This is a genomic window from Staphylococcus saprophyticus subsp. saprophyticus ATCC 15305 = NCTC 7292, from assembly GCF_000010125.1.
GTDB classification, from domain to species: Bacteria; Bacillota; Bacilli; order Staphylococcales; family Staphylococcaceae; genus Staphylococcus; species Staphylococcus saprophyticus.
In genome coordinates this window covers 313,944-338,130 of record NC_007350.1, presented here as the reverse complement: position 1 = coordinate 338,130, position 24,187 = coordinate 313,944, and the positions used below count along the sequence as shown (strand labels likewise).

Below are 24,187 nucleotides of genomic sequence, written 5' to 3'. Positions count from 1 at the left end.
TTTGCCACACTTTATATTATATTCGATATTTTTAATTGTGTAATGTTTATATTTTGTATTTTAAATTAAATGAACAATCGAGAGGTAAGCTATATATGAAAACATATACGTCAGTTATATTTTGGATGCGCACGATAGCTTGTTTAAGTATTGTTCTCATTCATTCTATTACAACTACATTTAGCAAAATGGATTTTCTAGGTCATGGAACTGCAATCAGAGTATTTCAATTAATGCTTATGTTCAGTACCCCATTATTTGTATTCATTTCAGAATTCTTATTAGCTAAAAATTATCAAGTCAAAACAAAACCAGGATTTTTTAAGAATAAATTAATTTATTTAGGTATCCCCTATATAATCATTAACATTGGTATTGCACTATTCTATTTTGAATCCAAAACATTCGATCAATTCATGACACATCTGGGAGACACAATGTTCCATGGTGGTGCAGTGACATATTTCATTGTTATTATTTTCCAATTCTATATATTACATATACTTTTTGCAAAATATCTCATTAAATGGAAACCTGTCCCAGTGATTATTGGTGCCGTTATCTTTGCTACAATTTATTGGGCATTTAGACAATATGCACCACAGTCAGAACATCCAATCCTTGGTCTATTCTGGGAAAGAGAAGGCTGGATGCTCTTTTTAGGATGGATTAGTTACTTCTTACTTGGCTTTTACACTGGTATCTACTATGAAACTTTCATGAAGAAGATTAAAAAATATACTTGGCCAATTATTATTGGCGCAATAATAGCAACATCTATATTAGTCGATAACTATTTGTTTGGCATTAGCACGTGGGTAGAATCAAAACGCTTTGATATACCTTTTTATGTAAAGATGGTTATTCTAGTCTTTTTCTTATTCGCTTCATATGTTAAATACGTACCAAAATTCATTTTATTTATAAGTAACTATTCTTTCTGTATCTACTTAATACATTACTTCTTCGTCCACGAATTAGGTTTGTTAAGAGCAGCTAGTTCACTTAGAAATATTGCTTTCAATTTCATTATCACGTTAACCGTGTCCATTTGTTTAGCTTATATATTCAATTTGTCAAAATATGGTAAGTTTATCGTTGGTGGTATTGGCCATATAAAATATGACAAAGTATACGAAAGTTATAAACACGGTAAAATGGACTAAGCTGAAATGTTAATATGCGTTAATGCGCATTTTCTACTTTCATTCAGTCATCTACGCTCTAATTGGAAATAGCCTGAGACATCTATGTATGTCTCAGGCTATTTTATTCCCTATTTTTTATAACGTGCTTTCCTACTTAATTGTGTTGGTGCTTTATCTTGTTCTTCTGATTTATGATCATCCTCTTCATGATATGTAGTTTCAGTATTACGTTTTTGATTGTTATGATGATGCTTTGCTTGTTCTTTTTTTCTATTTCCTTTAGCTGGTTGATAGCGATCATAAGATTTTTGTTTTTTTCTTACTAATAACAATATACCTGCTACTAACCAAAGTATAGCTGTTATCCAATTGAGTGTAAGAACTGTCACAAGTCCCAGTAAAATAAATATAATACCAACAAATTTTGAAAGTTTATTTGTTAATATTGCAAATATAATGGCAATCACTGTACAAACAATAACAACAATTAAAGCTAAAATAAATAGATTACTCACTAAGTCTACTATATTAGCTGGATCCATCTGTGATGCATTTTGATTATAAATATTACTCTGGTTTATTACTTCTATTAACTCATTTTTCACACTGACATCATTAAAAAATGGTGCAACGATGGCCATTAAAAAAATTAAAATAAATTGTAGAATAATACCAATCCATATGAGTATTTTTTCAGCAGTCCTTTTCATATGTCTCCTCCTAACATCATCTATGTTGTTTTCATACCCTGCTTTTCAATAACTTATGCACTAGTCTGTATGCCATTCAGTGACACGCGTTCAAGTAAATTACTTTAAAAGTATTTAATCCCTATTTGATTACATTTTTTGTTAAAATAGTAATAATACATAGTTAAGGGGTGGTTTGATTGAACATACAAGATGCGCAACCTAGCACTTTAAGAGAAATGATTAAACAAGGGAAACTAACTGGTCACACAAGCGGGATGGCAAAAGGCTATGTACAAGCTAACGTAGTCATACTTCCATCTAAATGTGCTTATGATTTTTTACTATTCTGTTTTAGAAATCCCAAAACATGTCCACTCTTGGACGTATCTGAAAAAGGAAATAAATCATTTACAAAATACGGTGTAACTGCAGACATTAGCACTGAAGTAGCTGCTTACCGTATTTATCAATATGGTGAACTCATTGAAACACGCGCCAATGTGGACGATTTATATACTGATGATATGGTTAGCTTTTTAATAGGCTGTAGTTTTACATTCGAACATGCTTTATTGGAAGCAGGCATACCGATTCGACATTTAGAAGAAAATCACAATGTCCCTATGTATGTAACTAATATACCTGCTAATCCAAGTGGGCAATTTAAAGGTAACATTACAGTGAGTATGAGACCCATGACCATGACACAAGCAATTAAAGCTACAGAAATTACGACGCGTTTTAAAAATGTCCACGGGACACCTATTCACATTGGTAATCCTACAGAGATAGGTATCACAGACCTTGCTCTACCAGATTTCGGTGAACCCGTTACTATTAATGAAAATGAAGTTCCTGTATTTTGGGGATGTGGTGTAACGCCTCAGTCAGTTGCACTAGATGCTAAACCCGATTTAATGATTACACATGCACCAGGTCATATGTTTATTACAGATATACCAGATAGTCAATTAAGCGATTAGTCAAAAACACTCCGATGCCTTAACTTTTTTAGCATCGAAGTGTTTTACTATCTTGTTTCTATATCCTCTTTTGAGACAATTGGATAGTTTTTAAATAACACTGAACAAACATAACCAACAATTAAACCTATTAATCCAATAATCGCACCATAGATAAATATTTTTATAGGATCATTAAAACCGAACATAACCAAGAACCCTGCCAATGGTGTCGCAGTACCTGTAGCATCATTTATCATACCTGATGATGCAATCACAGCACCTGCCAATGCACCTCCAATAAAATTAGCTGTGTATATTGGTACCGGGTTCGCTGATACAACATCAGCCTGAGACAAAGGTTCAATACAAACTGCAATTCTAGATTTACGATCTCCCAATTTTAATTTATTGAACATTGTGCCATTGATAAATGATGATGCAAAGGACACCATCGCTGCAATGGCCATTGGCATACCAGTTAAACCGAGTAGCGCTGTTAAAGCCATTGAACTTAACGGTGCAGTACCTACTACTGTAATGACACCACCTAAGATAATACCCATAATAATTGGACTGACCTCAGTAGAACTTTGGATAATATCACCGATTTTTAATAATGAATTATTGACTAATGGTGTAACACCTACGGCTACTAACCTCGCTAAGGGTGCAATAATTAAAATACCAACTATTAAATCAACACCATCTGGTACTTTACGTTCTGCATATTTCATTAAATAACCAATAACATAACCAGCAACAAAACCAGGTATTAAATCTAGTCCACCACATGAAGCAGCAATCGCTAATGCATAGACCGGAGATACACCAATTGCAAGTGCAACTAAACCAGCAGCTGCAACGCCACCGAGACCTCCGGCTGCATCACCAAGATCTCCCAAAAATGAAATGCCTAATAAATCTCCACCGACATATTTGTGAAATGCCTCAACCAAAAAAGTCGCAATCGCTGCATTTGCTAAGGCACCCATAGCTCTCATACCCATAGGTGCTCGATATGTAAATAGTGTAAAAAGTGCTAACACTACAATTAAAAACAATGTTCCAATCAAAATATCCATTTTTTCGAATTCCTCATTCCTATTCTAGAAGTAGTTAAATTAAGTACGGAAATAATTTTTCAACCATTTGCTAAGCAGTATAGACAAACATTTTATTAATTATTACTCCTACTATTTCACTCATATTTTATATTAACACAAATTCGTTTTATATTCCGAACAATTTTATTAATTTTTATTTAAGCTCCGCGGAACATTTTGATAAATGGTTTTAATTATTTTTAATATATTACACAATTTTATATTAATTTTCTTTCAAAAAGCCTGAATATTTGTTTTGTATATTTTATATGTTTAACTTTTACTGTACTAAAAAAACGAGTATACAAATCTAAAAAACAACTTTAGCATTTGCACACTCGTCTTGCGGAGCATTATTATATTCTTCTATATAAAACAAGAAACACCTTGTAAATTACTTATAGCTAAGCAGCATGTCAACATACGATTAGCTTAAATTTATTGATTTTTGATATCGCTGACCGGTTTGGCTGGTGTACCTAACGCTAGCACATTCGGCGGTATATCTTTAGCCACAGTACTACCAGCGCCTATTACTGAACCTTCACCAATTGTTACTCCAGGTAAGACAACGACATTGGCACCTAACCAGACATTAGACTCAATTCGAATTGGTAGTGCTTGTTCTAACCCAATATTACGTTCTTTATATTCTAAGGGATGCACTGCTGTATATAAGCCACAACTTGGCCCGATGAACACATCATCACCAATAAATATCTTGCCACCATCCATAAAATAGCAGTCATGATTAATAAAAATTCTTTCACCTAAAAAGATATTATATCCATAATCTGTTTGGAATGGACTTAACAACTCCAATGCTTTCGGTTCATAATTTAATAATTTTGTAAGTATTGTATGACGCGATTCTTTATCACTAGGTTTGATATGATTTAATTCAAAGCACAAATCCTTAGCCTTCATTCTCTCAGCATCTAATGATTCGTCAAAATTAGCATCATACCAATCACCTGCTAACATTTTTTCTTTTTCACTCATCGTAAATGCACCTCCATATTTTTTATATTCACCCTAAATAAGTTAAAAGTTGATACATTAACGTTCCTGCATAATTTCCAATAACATAACCTAATGTGCCAATGATAAGTATAGGGCCAACCACCTTCGTCCAACCTTTGCCAATTGCTAATGCGGCAGCAGTTGTTGGCCCACCAGCAGTTGCGTTACTTGCAAGTAAAATTTCCTCTATTTTAAAGCCAAAAATTTTACCAAAGATTAAGCTTAGCCCTAGATTAAAGACAAGGATAATTATAACAAAGATAAACAATAAAGGCGCCGTTGTTATTATCGTAGCAAATGAGGCAGGTGTCCCAATAACCACAAAGAAAATATAAATTAGAAATGTACCAATTTCTGAAGCACCTGCTAAACTTTCAAAGAAGTCTCCCCAAACTGCAACTACAATTAAAGTTAAAGTGGTTAACAATAAATAAGGATCTCCCAAAAAAGAAACAATCAATGTAAGAACTACATTGTGTTGCGGCATCCATTGTTGAATGAGATCAGCACCTTTGAAACTAACTGCTACAAGCGTCACAGCACTTGCAATCGAAAAAGCAATATCTAATAATTGTATTTTTTTTGGCTCCCAATACGCTTGTTGAGATTCTGGAGTACTTTTTGATTCATAGTCACTTTTAAATTGTTTTTTAATTAAAGGCAATGAAGGTAGTGCGATTAGCAGCATAAAATAAAGTGCCATAACGCTATTATCTGCTACTACAGTAGATGAAATCATTTCACTTGGTGTCTCAAGTTTGGAACTCAATGCCGCAAAGTTAACGCCTCCTCCAATGTAACTTCCAGTCATCATGGCTCCTATTTTATTTAAATATGGAATCCATTGATTTAAGATCATAAATCCTACCGTTGTACCAATCATGGTACCTATAGAGGCTACAAAAAATATCACTAATAATCTTCTACTTTCTTTCCAAATCTTCAATATATTAGAACTAAAAAGAAGTAATGGAATAGATAAGGGCACAATATAATCCCACACAGTATCATATACTGGCGCGCTCATTGGAATCACTTTGAAATTTGATAGTAACATTGCCCCAACAAGTGCAATAATCGCACCCGAAATGGTACTCGCCCATCGATAACGTTGTTCTAAAAATAAACTCACCGTTGCCCAAACAATAATGATTGCCCATAATAACCATGTATCATCTTTAGCTACTATTGCACCTATTAGCATAAATAATCCCCCTTCGACAATCTACAATTTGTTAAATTCATTCTACCAGTTACCTCGGATTATTTTTACAATTTTCTGAAAAATGAATTGTTTATAAAGTTTTAAATTGATATTCTTACTGGTACAGGGGTTATAAACAAGGGGGATTTACATTTATGAAACAAAAAATCGGATTGATTTTAGGACCATTACTTTTTATTATCTTTTATTTTATACCTGCCATTACAGGTTTAGCAGACGCACCTAGAGCTGTGTTAGCAGTCACATTATTCGTAGCAACATGGTGGATTACAGAATCGATTCCAATTCCTGCGACTTCATTAATTCCACTTATTCTCCTACCACTTACAGGTGGTACGGATGAAGTGATTGCAGCAAGTGCGTATGCGGATCCCATTGTTTTTATGTACATGGGTGGATTTATTATTGCGCTAGCGATTGAAAAATGGAATTTACATAAGCGGATTGCGATGACAATCATTTCCATGATGGGCACAAGCAGTAACCGCATTATATTAGGAACAATGATCGCCACTGCCTTTATATCTATGTGGATATCAAATGCTGCGACAGCACTGATGATGTTACCAATTGCCTTAGCACTTATTCAAGAAATTAAGGATGCACAATTTCTCAAACCAGCATCTGCAAGTAAGTTTAGTAAAGCGCTCTTACTTACCGTTGCTTATTCCGCTTCTATTGGTGGACTAGCTACACTCATTGGTTCAGTACCCAATGCAGTCTTTGCTGCCGTTGCATCATCAAGTCTTGATCGGAAAGTATCATTCGCGCAATGGATGATTTTCGCAGTGCCATTAACAGTTATTTTATTAGCAATTCTCTACTTCCTCTTAACAAAATGGCTATTTAAAATTGAAGATGCTGACCAAATATCCTCAGATTTTGCCAAGAAAGCTTTGCATGATTTAGGTCCGATGTCTAAAGAAGAAAAATTAACAGGCATTGTCTTTTTACTCGTTAGTTTATTATGGATTTTCGGAGGGCTTTTACCTGAAACATTGCACATCACAGATACGATTATAGCAATGTTTGGCGCTGTGTTGTTATTCCTTATTCCAGCCAAAAATGCTAAAGGCGGATTACTGGTATGGGACGATATGAATAAGTTACCCTGGGGAATATTACTACTATTTGGTGGCGGTTTGTCTTTAGCTGCAGCATTTGAAGATTCAGGGTTAACAAAATGGTTTGGTGGTATGTTAGGTATTGTGAAGCCACTGCCATTCATACTCATTGTGATTGTATTAACAACGGCCATCCTATTCCTAACAGAAGTGATGTCAAATACTGCCGTTTCAAATATGTTAATGCCTATCAGTATTGGATTTGCAGCAGCTATCAGCCAAGATCCCTTTATCATTATGGGTATCGTTGCCTTATCTTCTACTTGTGCATTTATGTTGCCTATATCCACGCCACCGAATGCAGCCGTATTTAGTTCGGATGAGTTAGAAATGAAAGATATGGTCAAGGCTGGCTTTGTACTTAATATTTTTGCAATTATTGTTATTTCACTCTTTGCGTATTTCTGGCTACCTATCGCATTCGGTTTATAGCTGGATGCTTCACAATAAACGATCGATACGTGCTATACTGCTAAGGTATGACACAACATCTATACTAAGGACGCATGTTAAATTGAGCGAAACAGTATAAACTAGGTATATAAACTTATAAAAGGAGTCAATAATTATGAAATTTTTAATTAAGGGAGCAATTGCCGTGGTCATTATACTTGGTGTCGTGAAGACTTTTGAAGATCATGATGTAACTGCCGAGGCAACAAATTACTATAACCAAGTTAAAAACGGTGAAATACTACAAAGCATTGAAAACGTAAATTTTGACGGTATAAAAAATTTGGATTTCGAAAAGTTGATTCCTTCTGATTTCTTTTAAAGTTTATAACCTCATCAAGACATGACACATAAGTATTTAACATATGCTATACGTTATCTTGAGGTAACGCTATGCATATACAAATTGGATTTACTGTATCGGAATAACGCAATTGCAACAAATAGATTTTCTAAGACAACCTTCAGACTGAAGCAACGGACCGCTTATTTAAAAGCGCCGTTGCTTTTTTGTCGTGAATTTTAATTTCCCTATACATTATAGTGAAATATTATAAATAATTATTTATAATATAATTAAATTATAAAAAGGAGGTTTTCTTATGAAGAAATTCATTGTAAGTTCATTGTTGCTTGTCTCATTTTCCTTAAGCACTAGCCCTATACTCAAAGCCGCTACTGTTTATACTCAAGGTGCCGTTTGGAATTAAAGTATAGGTAGTATTGTCGTTATTAGAAAGTACTCATTTCATTAAAATAAAGGAGCTATCATCATGAAAAAAAAACTTACTCATTATCGTTATCCTTTTCGTGCTATTGACAGTTGCCTTCTTCTCATTTGATAAATTTGACAGATTTAACCCATTATTAAAAAAAGAAACCTCTTATGCCATCGTTAAATTAAACACGCAATACTATCAAGATTTATCCATTTATTCTAAACAAGGAGAAAAACGCAGTTATAAAGTGTCATTTAATGGGTATAACCCTTCTGAACAATATGTAAAACTAAAACATAAAGGTACATACGTTGAACATATAGAATATATCATCAAACAATCTTTCCCATCATTAAAATGATTAAAAATAATATTTCCAATAAAATATTTAACTTTAACAAAAGGTACTTCTCCCCAGTTTTATCAATTAAATATAAGTTTCCAATAACATTAAGCAATCAAAATGAGTCAGAAATCAGATTTTCTAATATAGATTTTTTAGTCCCATCCTGCGAACGATGACTAGAAAATGAAAAAGAGTCTGAAACATTTATGTTTGTCCCAGACTCATTGTCTTATTTTTTCCATTTCTATATTTATGAAGTAATATAATCTCCACCATTAACATGAATCACTTGGCCAGTGATATACGAACTATCCGCATAGGAAGCTAAAAATACATAAGAAGGCGCAAGTTCTGCTGGCTGTCCTCTTCTTTCCATTGGTGTTTCTCCACCTTGATTTTCCACTTTATCTTCAGAAAATGTAGCTGGTATCAGTGGTGTATAAATAGGACCTGGTGCCACAGCATTGACTCGTATGCCTTTGCTCATTAAAGTTGTCGCTAGTGAACGCGTAAATGCAACAATTGCCCCTTTAGTAGCTGAATAATCAATTAGGTGTGCAGATCCTCTATAAGCTGTAACACTCGTCGTGTTAATGATTGCGTCACCTTCTTTTAAATGTGGTACCGCTGCTTGAGATAAAAACATCATTCCAAATATATTTGTTTCAAAAGTTTCTTTGATTTGTTCAGGTGCGATATCTTCAAAATGATCTTGTGGAAATTGAACACCACCGTTGTTTACTAAAATATTCAATTCTCCGAAATCAGCAACGACCTTTTCAATTAATTTTTGTGAATCTTCGACTTTTTTTAAATCATGGGCGTACGCTTTTGCAGTAACACCTAAAGATGATATTTGTTCAACGACCGCTTCAGCATCTTCATGCTCATCATAGTATCCAATCGCTACATTAGCACCCTCTTTTGCATAAAGCACTGCGATAGCACGTCCTATACCAGAGTCACCACCCGTTATTAATGCAACTTTACCTTTTAACTTGCCACCACTTTTATAACTTTCCATTTCCGTTATTGGTTGTGGGTTCATATCTTTCTGTATACCTGGCTGTCTATCTTGTGTGTATCCTTTTATTTGCTTATGAAATTCTAATAAATTCATTAACTATACACCTCTCTGTTATAATCTCTATCCATTTATAGATACCACTTTATTCTTATGACAAACATGAATGGCACAACATAAATTCTAGACAGACTATGTGCGTTATACAAAAAACACTGTAACGATATACGCTACAGTGTTCTAAATAAAAACCAATGCTATTATATTTAAATTGAATGTCTGACGATACGGCTTGAATGTACAAAAGCCATTACTGCAAAAATACCATAAACAATTGAATAGGCAATCATGACGATATAAATAGGAGTCATCGTTGAACCACCCATAAGAAACATAAAGGCTTTTGCTGCAAAGTAAGCATGTAATAATGAAACAATGAGTGGTAGACCAAAGTTGAATATCACTTTAAGTCCAAGCCCTTTCAGCATATCTTGATGTGTATAACCAATCTTACGTAGAATACGGAAGTTAGGAATTTCATCTTCGGTTTCATCCATTTGTTTGATATAAATGATACATCCTGCCGCCACTAAAAATGCTAATCCTAAAAATGCAGTAACAAATAGTAGAATTCCTACAGAATCATTCATATCTTGTCGCTGTGTTTTTTGAGATTGTATGTCTGGATTAATGGATTTAGCAATTTTATTTGCCGCTTTCCAATCACTTTGTTTTTCCAAATTATATCCATATTGATGTTTGGTTTCTACAGCACTTTGTTTCAATTGATTATATTTATCTTCACTAACAATAAGTACCGGTCCAGCATAGCTCACTTCACTACTGAAATGGACATCTTCATTACTGTCTATAACCTTAATTGATTGATCCGGTTTACTTTTCAGTTTAATAATACCTTGATCATTATGTTGTGCAAATCCACCTGCAGCTGCTAAATTAGTTATCTTAGCTTTGTTTCCAGTAATGTCTTTATCTTTAAAATATTGATTACTCGTAATAAACATTTCAGTTGGCATCATATTGCCAGTGCCTCCACTTTCCTTGAAAAAGCTATCCTTCGTCACTTTCACTCTCTCTAATTCTTTATATTGTTCATCGTAACCAATATGCGCCTCATCTAATTTATTTTCGAACGCTTCTGCTTGTTTTTGTTCTGTGAAATTAAAATCTTGTGGAGAACTCAACTTCACATTGTCATCAATCGTTGCTTTGCTAATTGCACCAAAGCATAATACTGTCACTGTCACTGCAGATATTGTGGCAATAATTGTTAAAGATAACGCATTCTTTTTCATTCTATGCATAATTGAAGAAGTAAATACAACATCTGTAATGGACACTTTACCATGTTTAGCATTTTTGATTGTTTTAAAAATAACTGATACTGAACTTCTGAAGAATAGATATGCGCCTACAACTGTTAAGAACAGAATGATAAATGGTGTGAACATCATACCACTTGCAAATTTACCAAACATTTCTGTAGACATATAGTAACCAAAGATAATCATAGCGATACCCAAAATACCAGATATGACTTCAGCAATTGAAATATTATTTTTAGTTGCTTCTGATTTTGAACTATCGTTCATCATTGATAAAATACTGCGTTTTCGTAAAAAGATAAAACTTTGTATCATAATTAAGCACATTGCTACAATAACGAGTAATACAGTTTGTGTAACTGCTGGAAATTGGAATGTTAATGATACGCTTGTACTAATATCCAATATTTTAAGTACAATCATCAGTAGAATTTTCGATCCAAAAACACCTACGATAATACCGATTACACTTGTCACTAAGAACATAGCGATTTGTTCAATCAAAATCATGCGTAAAATATTAGATCTCGTAAGCCCAATGAGTTGGTATAATGCAAATTCACGTGTACGTCTTTTAACAAATAACTGATTTGCGTACATTAAAAAGACGATAATAATAACGAATAAAAAATATGAACCAACGACAGAGCCTTTTTTAATGATGCCTATAGAATTCGCGTTATTGATACTATCTGTATATTTTAATGTAACAAAGCTAAAATATAATACAATACTCACAATGAGCGAAAATATATACATCGCATAGTGACGTAAATTTTGTCTTAAATTTTTAAGAACAATTTGATTAAAGCTCATGTGCCACACCACCTAAGGCTGTTTGCATATGAATGATATTTTTATAAAATGCTTGATTCGTATCTTCACCTTGGTAGACCTCTGAATGAATATTGCCATCTTTCAGCATGATTACTCTATTTGAGTAACTCGCTGCAACAGGGTCATGTGTCACCATAACGATTGTCGCATTCATGTTTTTATTAAGATCTTCAAGTCTATGCAATAAGTCTTGCGCACTTTTAGAGTCTAACGCCCCTGTAGGTTCATCCGCGAAGATAATTGCTGGTTTATGGACTGATGCACGCGCTGCAGCAGTACGTTGTTGTTGACCACCAGAAATTTCATTAGGATATTTATCTCCAAGTTCTTGAATACCTAATGCTTCTGTCACTTCTTTATAATTTTTTTCTTTTTCTTCTTTTGACATTTTTTGAATTGATAGAGGCAACATAATATTTTCTTTAACTGTCAGTGTATTTAAGACACTATAATTTTGGAAAATAAAACCGACTTCTTTTTTTCTAAAGTCTGCCAATGCTTTATTACTCATTTCATTCAATTTGTGACCATTGATTTCAACTGTTCCACTGGTAATATAATCAATAGAACTCAATACATTTAACAAAGTTGTCTTTCCTGATCCAGACGGTCCCATAATAGAAACAAATTCACCTTTTTCTATTGAGAATTCAATCCCTTTTAATACTTCTTGTTGACGATGTCTGTTTCCGTAACTTTTCGTTAGTCCTTCTACTTTCAATATAGACAAGCCGCTCACTCCTTAATTACTGTATAGTCATAGCTTAACGAATCTCAATTCTTTTTTCGTTTGTTTCAACTAACAAATATTTCCATTTAAATGACAAACCTGTCACATATATAAAAAGTATTTTATTCAAATCTTAAAATGCTCAATTATATCTTATGATATAATAGCTAAGTTCAATTTTAAATAAGGAGTACAAGAGATGTTAAATAAATTAAAAAGTGAATGGCTAACTGCACCAGGCACCAATGTTTTAGCTGGTATTGTTGTTGCATTAGCGCTCATTCCAGAGGCCATTTCGTTCTCAATTATTGCTGGTGTGGATCCCATGGTCGGTTTATATTCTTCATTTATTATAGCAGTGGTCATTTCCTTTGTAGGGGGCAGACCAGCTATGATATCTGCTGCTACCGGTTCTGTCGCATTAGTAATTGTTCCTTTAGTCAAAGATCATGGCGTCCAATATTTGCTTGCTGCGACAATACTAATGGGTATCATACAAATCATTTTCGGTATTTTAAAAATAGGAAGATTAATGAAATTCATTCCAAATTCTGTCATGATTGGATTCGTTAATGCACTAGCTATTATGATTTTCATGACCCAAATCAAACATATCTTTGGTATTTCTATCCCAACTTATTTATTTGTTATCTCTACCCTACTTATTATTTACTTGCTACCACGCGTATTTAATAAAGTACCCGCACCACTTGTTGCAATTATACTACTAACCATAACGTATTTAATTACCGGTGCAAAAGTTGAGACTGTGGGTGATTTAGGTGCAATTAATCGTTCATTGCCACAATTCTTTATTCCGGATGTACCATTCAACTTACAGACATTACAAATCATTTTTCCATACTCATTATCTATGGCGATTGTCGGTCTGGTAGAAAGTTTATTGACTGCTAGAATTGTGGATCAAGCAACAGATACATATAGTAGTAAAAATCAAGAATCACGTGGCCAAGGTATTGCTAATGTAGTAACTGGTTTCTTTGGCGCAATGGGTGGTTGTGCGATGATTGGTCAATCTGTCATTAATGTTCGATCAGGTGCAACGACAAGATTATCTACTTTTACTGCCGGTATATTTTTAATCATTTTGATTATCATCTTTGGCGACTGGGTTGTTCAAATTCCAATGCCTATTCTCGCTGCAATTATGGTTATGGTTTCAATTGGTACATTTGATTGGAGATCTTTTAAATTTATTAAAAAAGCACCTCGCACTGATGCATTTGTCATGATTTTAACAGTTGCGATTGTGCTAATCTCTAATAACCTAGCTCTAGGTGTTATCGTCGGTGTCGTTGTGAGTGCACTTTGTTTTGCAACAAAGATTTCAAACGTGGTTGTTACCTACGAAGAAGAGGACGACACCATTCATTATTATATTACTGGACAAATTTTCTTCGTATCTATTGATTCATTAATGAACCAACTTGATTTAGAATTAAGACATAAAACAATTTACTTAAATTTTAAAGATGCACATTTATGGGATGATTCTGCAGTAAATGCCATAGATACTTTAATAGATAATTATCATAAAAAAAACAATACAATTTACGTTCAGTATCTAAATAAAGATAGCCGTAAAATCGTAAATGAATTAAGTAAAGTGAATCAACAACATCTTTTATAAATATTTTCCAAGACTGAAGCATGATATACCTTAATTGGCATACGATGCTTCAGTCTTTTTTTAAACATTGTGTTTGACTTGTATACCTACTAGGGGTATATTATAAATATAAAACAAATGACTTAATCGTATATATCCAGCCATTTTATTTTAACTATAAGGAGGTCACAGCATATGACTGAACAGAAAAAGACGACCATTGGCATTACTGGAATGACATGTGCTGCCTGTGCCAATCGCATTGAGAAAAACTTAAATAAATTAGATGATGTAGAAGCAAATGTGAATGTTACAACTGAAAAAGCTACAATATCTTACAACCCAGAATCAACATCCGCAGATGATTTAACAAAAACCATAGAAAAAACAGGTTATGGTGTGTTAAATGAAACAGCTGAGTTAGATGTTATTGGCATGACGTGTGCAGCATGTTCTAACCGAATTGAAAAAGTATTGAATCGTACAGATGGTGTAGATCAAGCAACAGTCAATTTAACAACTGAAAATGCTACGATTTCCTATAATCCTAGTGCAACGTCTGTTGATGCATTAATTAAAAAAATACAAAAAATAGGTTACGATGCACAACCCAAAAAAGAGGTGGCCGAAAAAAGTTCACAAAAAGAATTAGAATTAAGAAGCAAATTAGTTAAATTAATCATTTCTGCAGTGTTGGCCGCGCCACTCTTGCTAACAATGCTTGTACATCTTTTCGGTATACAAATTCCATCTATTTTTATGAATCCTTGGTTCCAATTTATATTGGCAACACCGGTTCAATTTATTATCGGATGGCAATTTTATGTTGGAGCTTACAAAAACTTAAGAAATGGCTCAGCAAATATGGACGTACTCGTTGCATTAGGTACAAGTGCCGCCTATTTCTACAGTTTATACGAAATGGTCAAATGGCTATTTAATGCTAATGTGATGCCTCATTTATATTTCGAAACAAGTGCCGTATTAATTACACTTATTTTATTTGGTAAATATTTAGAAACTCGTGCAAAAACACAAACGACAAATGCATTAAGTGAATTATTGAATCTTCAAGCCAAAGAAGCGCGCGTTTTGCGGGACAATAAAGAACAGATGATACCGCTAAACGATGTGGTTGAAGGCGATTATTTAATTATTAAACCTGGTGAAAAAATACCTGTAGACGGTAAAATCATTAAAGGAAAAACGTCTATTGATGAATCGATGCTAACTGGTGAATCCATGCCAGTTGAAAAAGTGCAAGATGATAACGTTATCGGTTCAACTATGAATAAAAATGGTTCTATCACTGTTAAAGCTACGAAGGTAGGAAAAGATACTGCCCTCGCGTCTATTATTAAAGTTGTTGAAGAAGCACAAGGTTCGAAAGCACCGATACAACGTCTAGCCGATGTTATTTCAGGTTACTTTGTACCTATCGTCGTTGGTATCGCAGTACTCACTTTTATTATATGGATTGCATTCGTTCAACAAGGTCAATTTGAACCCGCATTAGTTGCCGCAATTGCAGTACTCGTCATTGCGTGTCCTTGTGCACTTGGTTTAGCAACACCTACATCAATCATGGTAGGAACTGGAAAAGCTGCAGAAAACGGTATTTTATTTAAAGGTGGCGAACACATTGAACGTACCCATCAAATCGATACCGTCGTACTTGATAAAACAGGTACGATAACCAATGGGAAACCAGTAGTCACTGACTTTGATGGTGATGAAGAAGCTTTGCAATTATTAGCTAGCGCAGAAAAAGGTTCAGAACATCCTTTAGCAGATGCCATTGTAAATTATGCCCAAACGATGAATATTAAATTATTAGATACAACTGATTTCGAAGCGGTACCTGGGCGCGGTATTAAAGCAAATATATCTGGCAAAAATTTAATTGTTGGTAACCGTCAATTTATGAACGACGAAAATGTCGATATAAAAGATTCAGAAGACATCATGACTCAATTTGAAAAATCTGGTAAAACAGCAATGTTAATTGCAATCAATCAAGAATATAGAGGGATGGTTGCCGTTGCAGATACAGTCAAAGACTCAACTGCTACTGCAATTAAACAATTACATGATCTCAATATTAAAGTCGTCATGTTAACCGGTGACAATGAACGTACAGCACAAGCTATTGCCAATGAAGTTGGTATCGATACAATCATTGCCCAAGTATTACCAGAAGAAAAAGCAGCAAAAATCAAATCACTCCAAACCCAAGATAAAACCATTGCGATGGTGGGTGACGGCGTTAACGATGCACCAGCACTCGTACAAGCCGATATTGGTATTGCTATTGGTACTGGCACAGAAGTCGCTATTGAAGCCGCAGATGTTACAATTCTAGGCGGTGACTTATTATTAATACCTAAAGCCATTAAGGCAAGTAAAGCAACCATACGCAATATTCGCCAAAACTTATTCTGGGCATTTGGTTATAATGTTGCAGGTATACCTATCGCCGCACTTGGTTTGCTCGCACCATGGATTGCTGGTGCAGCCATGGCTCTAAGTTCTGTTAGTGTAGTAACAAATGCGTTAAGATTAAAACGTATGAAATTATAAATGATATATAATACAATCATACGACTTTATGAGGAGGTGATTTATATGGCTACAGAAACAATTCAAGTAGAAGGCATGAGCTGTGACCATTGCAAACATGCTGTAGAAACTGCATTAACTGAGCTTGATGGTGTATCAACAGCTGACGTTAGTCTAGAAGCCGGTAATGTTAAAGTAGATTTTGACGATGACAAAGTTACAATGCCTCAAATGAAAGACGCAATAGAAGACCAAGGTTACGATGTTAAATAAATATAAAAGAAGGGACGCTTAGTCATTTAAGCGCCCCTTCTTTTATATATTTAATTTACTCTTAAACGCGTGTCACCTGTTTTTATGACTTCCATCGTTGCATCTAATGCATCAACAATTAAATTTTCGACAGCGGCATCTGTATAAAATGCAATGTGTGGTGAAACAATGACATCTGGTCGTTCAATCAATTGCTTTAACATATCATCATTAAATGCTGTATGACGTTGATCACTAGGGAACAAGCCTTTTTCACCTTCATACGTATCTAATGCTGCACCTTTTATCAAACCTCGATCTAAAGCATCGATTAATGCACTTGTTTTCACAATTGTACCTCGAGCACAATTAATAAATACAGAACCTGGTTTAAATTCATTGAATAAAGTTTCATCAAACAAATAATCATTTTCCTTACTAGCTGGAATATGTACTGTTACGATATCTGCATTTTGGATTGCTTCATTGATGGTACTTGCATAAGTTAAAAAGCTTCTATAATCATCATTAGGTGCAATGTCATAAGCCGTTACTTCAGCGTCAAATCCTTGCGCAAATATCTTAGCAACAATTGAACCAATGCGACCTGTTCCAATGACAGCAACTTTCAAGTCTCTAATAGAACGTGATAATATATCCGGTTGCCACCTAAAATCATATTCAGCAGTTTTTTGTTGAATGTCATTATAATTACGAACTAGATTGAGTGCTTGTGACACAGTATATTCCGCAATTGAATGTGGTGAATAAGAAGGTACATTACTAATAATCAAATTATATTTTTCCGCCAATTCAAAATCATAAATATCAAAGCCAGCACTACGTTGAGCAATTTGTTTAATCCCAAAATCATGTAATTGCTTATAAATGGTTTCGTCCAATGGTATTTGTTGCGAAATAGACACACCATCAAATCCTTTTACACGTGAGACAGTTTCACATGTTAATAAATCTTCATCTAAATCGACTTCTACTTTATGCTTATTAGACCAAGCTTCAATGAAAGCTTTATCCTCATTTCTAACGCCAAAAAGTTTTATACGCGTCATGTTAGCATCCCCTTTAAAATTAATGTTATTCATACAGATGTCTCAGAGATTGGATTCTCTCGGCAGCTACTTTCAATTGCTCATCATCAAGCGCTAATGATATACGCACATAGTTTTTACCATGTTCACCAAACGGAATACCCGGTGCAACAAGTATGGATTGCTCTTGTAATAAATAGTCAACAAATGATTCCCCATCAAAATTTGGCGGCGTTTTTAGCCACAAGAATATACCACCTTTCATCGGTTCAAATGGAATATTTTCTTCCTTTAACTTCGCTTCAAAAGTATCCCTACGTTGTTTGAAAATATTACTTTGTTCGTCCAAGAAATCATCATAGTGATTCAATGCATAGGTCGCTGCATCTTGTAACGCACCAAACATACCCGCATGCGTGTGTGTGTGATATTTTTTCAACGCTTGAATCATATCTTTATTGCCTACTGCAAATCCAACTCTAAAACCGGACATATTATATCCTTTAGATAATGAAAATACTTCAATCGCTAAATCTTTTGCACCTTCTGTTTGTAAAATACTCGGATTTTTATGATCAAACCCAAATGCACTGTACGCAAAATCATGAACTATTTTAGTCTTTGTACCTTTAAATTGCGCTACAGCCTCATCAAATACAGCTTGTGTAGCTACTGATCCAGTAGGATTATTTGGATACGTTAAATAGACTAATCGCGTATTTTTCAATATATCCCTATCCACTTTATCCCATTGAGGCAAGTAATATGGTGGTTCTAATACGAGCGGTTGTGGATGTGCATCAGCTAATAAGACACCCGCCTTATAATCTGTATAACCTGGATCTGGTAGTAGTACATTTTCACCAGGATTAACAATACAAGATGGTAAAGCTACCAAACCATTTTTAGTTCCGTACAAAATACAGACTTCATCGTCTTTATCTAACACGACATCATATTGCCTTTGATAAAAATCTACAATCGCTTGTTTAAAAGTCTCTTTACCATGAAATGCTACATACTTTTGATTATTAGGCTCTCGCAATGCATCTGTAAAACAATCAATAATCCCTGTTGGTGTTTCTCCATCTGGTATACCTACCGCCATATTAATTAAAGGTAACGGCCCATGTTCAACAGGCTGCCCCATCGTTTTTGCAAAATAACTATCTGGTACTTGTGCTAATCTATCCGAAATCACCATCAAAGTCCTCCTAATAAAAAAACTATATACCTACGAAAGTGGCATATAGTTTACATGTCACCTATCTTTCAAGTAGTATTACTTGTTGGACGAAGCACAGTACTTCTTTACAAAGTCTGTTGCTGAAGCTTCACAGGGCCAATTCCCTCAACTTCTCTGGATAAGTTTTGCTTTTAAATTACTATTAATTTTATCAGAATATTCAAACATGTCAATGCAAAAAAAGAGCGACTCTAAAGAGTCACTCTTTGTCTATATAATTAAATCTTACCAAGCAACCCATGCTCCAGCACCTTGGTTATTATAAACTTCAACAGCTTTATCCATTTGATCTTGAACTGACATACCTGCATGTTCACCATGGCCTAATAATTGGAATAATCCGTATGCACCTGATGAAGCATTAACAGCATTTGCGTTACCGCCACTTTCACGTTGGATAACACCTTTCCATTGTGAAGCTGATACACCAGTACGTTCTGCCATTTGATTAGCAATTGCATCAATACTTGATGTTGATGTTGTAGTTGTTGTAGTTGTTGATTTAGTTGAAGTACTTGTTTGTGCAGTTTGAACGTTTGTGTTAGATGAAGCTTTAGGCGCTTCAACAGCTGCTACTTCAGTGTTACTTGATTGTTGTTGTGTACGAACTTCGTTAGCTGAAGTTTCGTTAGTGTGTGTAGTTGCTTGAGCAGTTACATCTTGGATAGTGTTAGAAGATGCACTTTGAGCACCTGCAGTTGTATAATTCCATGACCAAGTTTGGCCATCAGAAGTGAAAGTATATTCGTTTCCACCTAATACGAAATCATAGTTATACGCACCAGCGTGTAATGGTTTTTCATTTAATTGCTCTGGGTTGTTTTGAGCTAAGTCAGCTAAATGCGCTTGGTCGATATTTTCTTCTGATGCATGCGCTTGATTGTGATCAGCTGTTGCTGCATATCCTGTTACACCTAATGCTACTGCTAATGATGATGCTAAAATTGTTTTCTTCATAATAAAAAAATCCTCCAATTAATTTCTTTTTAAGTTAAATTATATTTTCGTTAAATTATTTATCGTATGTGCTGAAATCTTTTAAATTTAATGTCTTATCTTTTCGCCACAAATAATATACCATAAATTTCGTTCAGTTATATTACACTTACTTAACAAAACGTTACAAATCAAATTCCACTTTGTAACATTACGACATATTTGTTTTATTTTGTAATGCTAAATAACTATTGATAGATAAAAGGATATTATATGAGTATATGATATAAAGCGATTAAATAAATTTACATTTAAGAAAATCATATATTCTGAAATATTACAAATCACACTTTTGTTACATAACTGTAAAATAACAAAAAGACAAAAAAATTATATTTTGGAGTAAAACTTGCAAATTTTTTTGTTTAAATTAAAAAAAGACCACTGATGGGTGGCCTTTTTTAATCATTTTATATTTTTTTATGTAACGACAACCTTATGCTTTATTACAAAATATGACACACATTTTAAGCAAATTGTGTAACCTTACGCTAAGAACTTGAAGATTTCTCTATCATATATTTTCAATATCTTCATATATAACGTATTAATTAAATACCCCATAACAAATGGTACGACAAAAAATGCAATAAACACAAAAACTAAATTCAATATTATTGAATGTTCCATAAATCTAAAAGCACTGATCGGTCCAACTAGTCCGATAATACCAAAACCAGCTGATTCCTTTGTACCTCCAATACCAATTAACCCACCAACTAAACCTGTAATAAGCGCATTGGTAAAAATAGGTAACAATATAATAGGATGTCTGACCATATTCGGAATCATCATTTTGACGCCACCTAAGAATATCGTAAGTGGTACACCCGCTCTATTTATTTTAAGTGTGCCTGCTACTAATGCACCTTCACACGCAACAATACCTAGTGAAGCTGAACCTGCAGCTAAGCCATTGATACCAATAGCTAAAGCAGTCGCAACTGTGGAAATTGGTGAAATAATAATAAAGCTAAACACTAATGCAATGAGCATTGACATAAGGACTGGCTGCAACTCAGTAAAAGAATTTACTAAGTTCCCAATACCTGTTGTAATCATTTGGATATATGGTAAGGTAAATACACCAATTACACTTGCGATGACCCCCACAATGGTAGGTAAAATAATTAATGTCAGACTGCCAAATTTTTCTCCTACTAATAATATTAAAAATACTGCAATCGCTGCAGTAAGCATTGTATTAATTAAATCTCCAACTCCAACTAATAACCACACGCCATCTTTGAATTGTGCTGCGCCGCTTCCTACAAATGCAGAGCTAGCTACGACTGCAGTTGCTAATGGGCTTAGTTTGAAACGCATGGCAATTAAAGCACCTACTAATAAAGGAACTGTAAATTGAATACTTTCCACAACTTGCAATAAAGTTGTAAATACTGAAGATTTTGGTGCAAAAAGTTTAAATAATTCTCCCAAGATCGCATTAGGAATTAAACCTGCAACAATAGCAATTGCTACACCTGACAGAACATTATATAGAAATTGTTTTGGACTTACTTTAATCATAGAAGTTCCCCCCTAAGCTGAAATAGAATACTACCATATCATATTTTCTTAATTTTCAGAATATTTATTTTGTATTATTTTTCACTTTTACTAAATTCATCACAGGGGTGATTTCATTTAGTAGCAAACACAAAACATTGGAGGAACTCGACTTTCTAAAAATCGCATCCTATATCAAGCTAATTTTAAGTGTTTTCTAAAACGATATATATCAAACTAGCGAGTCTAGGACATAAATAGTGGTCCTAAACTCGCTTACATTTAGGCATTAGCAGATAGTTGAATTGAAAATGTAAATCCTCTCGTATTTAAAGAAACTAATTTTTTCATTTTTATGGAAACGTGTCGTACTGATACATAAGCCAAAACTTAGATATGCCACATAAAAATGCTAGTAAGACTTATCCATGAGCTTTAACTTAATCATCCTTGCCTTAATTGCATAGGTAGAACTAAGAAATCTCTATTAGAAATTTTGATTTCTGTTCTACTCACACTTTTTATATCGTCATTTTTATTTATCCATTAATTCTGTTGTTAACACTAACCCCTGTGTATCCGTTTCAAAAAATTCTAGCTTTTGTAATGAATTATTTTCAGGTAAGTGTTTATTAAATTGATGCCAAATCCAAATCGCAATATTTTCTGCTGTTGTATTCATCTCTGGCAATGTTTCATTCACAAGTTGACCATCAATATAAGGCGCTATTTCTCTTTCATACAGTTTATCTACTTCATTAAAATCCATAGCTAGACCATATGCATCAATGCTAGATAATATTTCTATATTGAACTTATATGTTTGGTTTTCTAAATCTTTATGCACAGTTTGAGTAAAATAAATTCTATTATCACATGTAAATTCATAATAATTTTTTATTAACACTTCACCCTCTTTATATCGAAAATGGTCAGGTGGTTGAATATGATCAAATTTAGACATTAACATCACTCCTATTTCCCTTTTTATTTATATACCCATTCCTGTTCCTTCTATAATATAACTATGTTTTCAAATTTCATTTAACGGTAATAATATGATTGATACTAAATGATTTTCAGGGAGGCAGTAGCATGACAATTGAAATACAACGCATTTATGAAAATAATCAGAGCGAAGGTACGCGTATACTTGTAGATCGTGTTTGGCCTAGAGGCATATCAAAAGAAGACGCAAATTTAGATTTTTGGTTAAAAGAGCTAGCGCCAACTACCGAATTAAGAAAATGGTTCAATCACGATCCCAAATTATATGCTGCTTTTAAAGAAAAATATGCCAAAGAATTACGTGACAATGAATCACAAAAAGAAGCCTTTGAAAAATTAAAATCTATCATTTCTAATACTGAGAATGACGTCATCTTATTATTTGCAGCAAAAGATGAACAGCACAATCAAGCAGTTGTGCTTCAAGACTTATTAAATTAAGAGGTAATTTATGAATACATGGCAAATTTCCGTTCAAGATGCATGCGTACAAACGCTAATTAAACAAGATGCCACACTTGCGCAGTTAATTAACCAGATAGGAGATTTACAGATTCAGACGCGCGCAGACCCGTTAAAATCCCTTATCCGGTCTATCATCGGACAGCAAATTACAGTAGCTGTAGCGCAATCTATTTTCCAAAAATTATCCATCGCCATTGACGATCACTGGACGGTAAATCAATTATCACAACTAAGAGAATCCGAAATGAAAGCGTTAGGTTTATCTCAATCAAAAATAAACTATATCCAAAATGTACTATTTGCAGTGCGCAATGGACAATTGAATTTTGAACAACTCTACAAAATGGACGATAATAGCGTTATTAACGCACTGACTCAAATTAAAGGGATTGGTAGATGGACTGCCGAAGTTTTTCTTCTATTTACATTACAGCGCAAAAATATATTACCTATATACGATGTTGGATTGCAACGTGCTGCTCAATGGTTATATCAAACAACCAAAGCCGAAAGAAAGAAACAACTCACTATCTGTAAGGAACAATGGCAGGGTTGTGCTTCAATTGGTGCATTCTATTTATGGGAAGCAATTCATCAAGATTTATTACAATACGATTCTATCTATGATATACCAAAAGACCATAAAAATTAGGGCGAGGCAATGAAATCAAACATTATCATTTGAATTCATCGTCTCGCCCTATTCACGTTATCTCAAAAGCTATTATTTTTTCATAA

General features: G+C 34.0%; 22 protein-coding genes and 1 riboswitch. Of the genes, 10 read left to right on the top strand and 12 right to left on the bottom strand.

Annotated features, from left to right (window positions below; genetic code table 11):
- Positions 1–95 precede the first annotated feature (95 nt).
- Positions 96–1,166 (top strand): acyltransferase family protein, encoded by a 1,071-nt coding sequence (locus SSP_RS01510; RefSeq protein WP_011302291.1) that lies wholly within the window; start codon positions 96–98, stop codon positions 1,164–1,166.
- A 110-nt stretch (positions 1,167–1,276) separates the two neighbouring features.
- Here SSP_RS01510 and SSP_RS01505 read toward each other — a convergent pair whose 3' ends face one another.
- Positions 1,277–1,858 (bottom strand): DUF4064 domain-containing protein, encoded by a 582-nt coding sequence (locus tag SSP_RS01505; protein WP_011302290.1) that lies wholly within the window; start codon positions 1,856–1,858, stop codon positions 1,277–1,279.
- A 179-nt stretch (positions 1,859–2,037) separates the two neighbouring features.
- Between SSP_RS01505 and SSP_RS01500 the strand changes: the two genes are divergently transcribed.
- Entirely contained in the window at positions 2,038–2,823 is a 786-nt protein-coding gene (locus SSP_RS01500) for a putative hydro-lyase (protein WP_011302289.1), read from the top strand.
- A gap of 47 nt (positions 2,824–2,870) precedes the next feature.
- Here SSP_RS01500 and SSP_RS01495 read toward each other — a convergent pair whose 3' ends face one another.
- From SSP_RS01495 to SSP_RS01485, 3 genes are all read right to left on the bottom strand, one after another.
- Positions 2,871–3,887: a PTS sugar transporter subunit IIC gene (locus SSP_RS01495; RefSeq protein ID WP_011302288.1), complete on the bottom strand. Its 1,017-nt coding sequence runs from the start codon at positions 3,885–3,887 to the stop codon at positions 2,871–2,873.
- A gap of 459 nt (positions 3,888–4,346) precedes the next feature.
- A complete protein-coding gene (locus SSP_RS01490; RefSeq protein ID WP_002482261.1) occupies positions 4,347–4,910 on the bottom strand; it encodes a sugar O-acetyltransferase in 564 nt (187 codons plus the stop codon).
- A gap of 28 nt (positions 4,911–4,938) precedes the next feature.
- A complete protein-coding gene (locus SSP_RS01485) occupies positions 4,939–6,135 on the bottom strand; it encodes a DUF819 domain-containing protein (protein WP_002482260.1) in 1,197 nt (398 codons plus the stop codon).
- Positions 6,136–6,290: 155 nt separating this feature from the next.
- Between SSP_RS01485 and SSP_RS01480 the strand changes: the two genes are divergently transcribed.
- The 3 genes from SSP_RS01480 to SSP_RS01470 all read left to right on the top strand — a co-directional run bounded on the left by SSP_RS01480 (position 6,291) and on the right by SSP_RS01470 (position 8,813).
- Entirely contained in the window at positions 6,291–7,712 is a 1,422-nt protein-coding gene (locus SSP_RS01480) for an SLC13 family permease (RefSeq protein WP_011302287.1), read from the top strand.
- A 136-nt stretch (positions 7,713–7,848) separates the two neighbouring features.
- Positions 7,849–8,055, top strand: coding sequence for a hypothetical protein (locus SSP_RS01475; RefSeq protein ID WP_002482258.1), 207 nt, complete (start codon positions 7,849–7,851; stop codon positions 8,053–8,055).
- A 470-nt stretch (positions 8,056–8,525) separates the two neighbouring features.
- Positions 8,526–8,813 carry a YxeA family protein gene (locus tag SSP_RS01470; RefSeq protein WP_041784753.1) on the top strand — a complete coding sequence of 96 codons (288 nt, stop codon included), beginning with the start codon at positions 8,526–8,528 and terminating at the stop codon, positions 8,811–8,813.
- A 235-nt stretch (positions 8,814–9,048) separates the two neighbouring features.
- Here the strand turns inward: SSP_RS01470 and SSP_RS01465 are convergent, their stop codons facing one another.
- From SSP_RS01465 to SSP_RS01455, 3 genes are all read right to left on the bottom strand, one after another.
- Positions 9,049–9,918 carry an SDR family oxidoreductase gene (locus SSP_RS01465; protein WP_011302285.1) on the bottom strand — a complete coding sequence of 290 codons (870 nt, stop codon included), beginning with the start codon at positions 9,916–9,918 and terminating at the stop codon, positions 9,049–9,051.
- A gap of 170 nt (positions 9,919–10,088) precedes the next feature.
- Positions 10,089–11,984, bottom strand: coding sequence for an FtsX-like permease family protein (locus tag SSP_RS01460; protein ID WP_011302284.1), 1,896 nt, complete (start codon positions 11,982–11,984; stop codon positions 10,089–10,091).
- Positions 11,974–12,735: an ABC transporter ATP-binding protein gene (locus tag SSP_RS01455; protein WP_011302283.1), complete on the bottom strand. Its 762-nt coding sequence runs from the start codon at positions 12,733–12,735 to the stop codon at positions 11,974–11,976. The genes SSP_RS01460 and SSP_RS01455 overlap by 11 nt, the downstream gene beginning before the upstream one ends.
- Before the next feature lie 199 nt (positions 12,736–12,934).
- Here SSP_RS01455 and SSP_RS01450 point away from each other — a divergent pair, with 199 nt between their 5' ends.
- From SSP_RS01450 to copZ, 3 genes are all read left to right on the top strand, one after another.
- Positions 12,935–14,386: a SulP family inorganic anion transporter gene (locus SSP_RS01450; RefSeq protein WP_011302282.1), complete on the top strand. Its 1,452-nt coding sequence runs from the start codon at positions 12,935–12,937 to the stop codon at positions 14,384–14,386.
- A gap of 174 nt (positions 14,387–14,560) precedes the next feature.
- The gene (locus SSP_RS01445; protein ID WP_011302281.1) at positions 14,561–16,945 is read left to right on the top strand and encodes a heavy metal translocating P-type ATPase; all 2,385 of its coding nucleotides are present in this window, start codon (positions 14,561–14,563) and stop codon (positions 16,943–16,945) included.
- A 45-nt stretch (positions 16,946–16,990) separates the two neighbouring features.
- Positions 16,991–17,197, top strand: coding sequence for a copper chaperone CopZ (copZ, locus tag SSP_RS01440; RefSeq protein ID WP_011302280.1), 207 nt, complete (start codon positions 16,991–16,993; stop codon positions 17,195–17,197).
- 50 nt (positions 17,198–17,247) lie between these two features.
- Here copZ and SSP_RS01435 read toward each other — a convergent pair whose 3' ends face one another.
- From SSP_RS01435 to SSP_RS01415, 5 genes are all read right to left on the bottom strand, one after another.
- On the bottom strand, positions 17,248–18,246 hold the full coding sequence (locus SSP_RS01435; protein ID WP_011302279.1) for a D-lactate dehydrogenase: 999 nt from the start codon (positions 18,244–18,246) through the stop codon (positions 17,248–17,250).
- Positions 18,247–18,271: 25 nt separating this feature from the next.
- Positions 18,272–19,429, bottom strand: a complete 1,158-nt coding sequence (locus tag SSP_RS01430; protein ID WP_011302278.1) for an aminotransferase class I/II-fold pyridoxal phosphate-dependent enzyme — start codon at positions 19,427–19,429, stop codon at positions 18,272–18,274.
- Between the two features lie 58 nt (positions 19,430–19,487).
- Positions 19,488–19,596, bottom strand: a riboswitch (SAM riboswitch).
- Positions 19,597–19,696: 100 nt separating this feature from the next.
- Entirely contained in the window at positions 19,697–20,428 is a 732-nt protein-coding gene (locus SSP_RS01425; protein WP_011302277.1) for a transglycosylase SLT domain-containing protein, read from the bottom strand.
- A gap of 525 nt (positions 20,429–20,953) precedes the next feature.
- Entirely contained in the window at positions 20,954–21,997 is a 1,044-nt protein-coding gene (locus SSP_RS01420; protein ID WP_011302276.1) for a PTS transporter subunit IIC, read from the bottom strand.
- Between the two features lie 514 nt (positions 21,998–22,511).
- Positions 22,512–22,940 carry a 6-pyruvoyl trahydropterin synthase family protein gene (locus SSP_RS01415; RefSeq protein WP_011302275.1) on the bottom strand — a complete coding sequence of 143 codons (429 nt, stop codon included), beginning with the start codon at positions 22,938–22,940 and terminating at the stop codon, positions 22,512–22,514.
- A gap of 131 nt (positions 22,941–23,071) precedes the next feature.
- Here SSP_RS01415 and SSP_RS01410 point away from each other — a divergent pair, with 131 nt between their 5' ends.
- Positions 23,072–23,425, top strand: a complete 354-nt coding sequence (locus SSP_RS01410) for a DUF488 domain-containing protein (protein ID WP_011302274.1) — start codon at positions 23,072–23,074, stop codon at positions 23,423–23,425.
- Positions 23,426–23,435: 10 nt separating this feature from the next.
- Positions 23,436–24,101, top strand: coding sequence for a DNA-3-methyladenine glycosylase family protein (locus SSP_RS01405; RefSeq protein WP_011302273.1), 666 nt, complete (start codon positions 23,436–23,438; stop codon positions 24,099–24,101).
- The last annotated feature ends 86 nt before the right edge of the window (positions 24,102–24,187 follow it).

Bases quoted from the DNA above. Each gene is read 5' to 3' on its own strand.
- SSP_RS01510 (WP_011302291.1), top strand. From the start codon at position 96: ATGAAAACATATACGTCAGTTATATTTTGGATGCGCACGATAGCTTGT.
- SSP_RS01505 (WP_011302290.1), bottom strand. From the start codon at position 1,858: ATGAAAAGGACTGCTGAAAAAATACTCATATGGATTGGTATTATTCTA.
- SSP_RS01495 (WP_011302288.1), bottom strand. From the start codon at position 3,887: ATGGATATTTTGATTGGAACATTGTTTTTAATTGTAGTGTTAGCACTT.
- SSP_RS01490 (WP_002482261.1), bottom strand. From the start codon at position 4,910: ATGAGTGAAAAAGAAAAAATGTTAGCAGGTGATTGGTATGATGCTAAT.
- SSP_RS01485 (WP_002482260.1), bottom strand. From the start codon at position 6,135: ATGCTAATAGGTGCAATAGTAGCTAAAGATGATACATGGTTATTATGG.
- SSP_RS01480 (WP_011302287.1), top strand. From the start codon at position 6,291: ATGAAACAAAAAATCGGATTGATTTTAGGACCATTACTTTTTATTATC.
- SSP_RS01475 (WP_002482258.1), top strand. From the start codon at position 7,849: ATGAAATTTTTAATTAAGGGAGCAATTGCCGTGGTCATTATACTTGGT.
- SSP_RS01465 (WP_011302285.1), bottom strand. From the start codon at position 9,918: ATGAATTTATTAGAATTTCATAAGCAAATAAAAGGATACACACAAGAT.
- SSP_RS01460 (WP_011302284.1), bottom strand. From the start codon at position 11,984: ATGAGCTTTAATCAAATTGTTCTTAAAAATTTAAGACAAAATTTACGT.
- SSP_RS01450 (WP_011302282.1), top strand. From the start codon at position 12,935: ATGTTAAATAAATTAAAAAGTGAATGGCTAACTGCACCAGGCACCAAT.
- SSP_RS01445 (WP_011302281.1), top strand. From the start codon at position 14,561: ATGACTGAACAGAAAAAGACGACCATTGGCATTACTGGAATGACATGT.
- copZ (WP_011302280.1), top strand. From the start codon at position 16,991: ATGGCTACAGAAACAATTCAAGTAGAAGGCATGAGCTGTGACCATTGC.
- SSP_RS01435 (WP_011302279.1), bottom strand. From the start codon at position 18,246: ATGACGCGTATAAAACTTTTTGGCGTTAGAAATGAGGATAAAGCTTTC.
- SSP_RS01430 (WP_011302278.1), bottom strand. From the start codon at position 19,429: ATGGTGATTTCGGATAGATTAGCACAAGTACCAGATAGTTATTTTGCA.
- SSP_RS01425 (WP_011302277.1), bottom strand. From the start codon at position 20,428: ATGAAGAAAACAATTTTAGCATCATCATTAGCAGTAGCATTAGGTGTA.
- SSP_RS01420 (WP_011302276.1), bottom strand. From the start codon at position 21,997: ATGATTAAAGTAAGTCCAAAACAATTTCTATATAATGTTCTGTCAGGT.
- SSP_RS01415 (WP_011302275.1), bottom strand. From the start codon at position 22,940: ATGTCTAAATTTGATCATATTCAACCACCTGACCATTTTCGATATAAA.
- SSP_RS01410 (WP_011302274.1), top strand. From the start codon at position 23,072: ATGACAATTGAAATACAACGCATTTATGAAAATAATCAGAGCGAAGGT.
- SSP_RS01405 (WP_011302273.1), top strand. From the start codon at position 23,436: ATGAATACATGGCAAATTTCCGTTCAAGATGCATGCGTACAAACGCTA.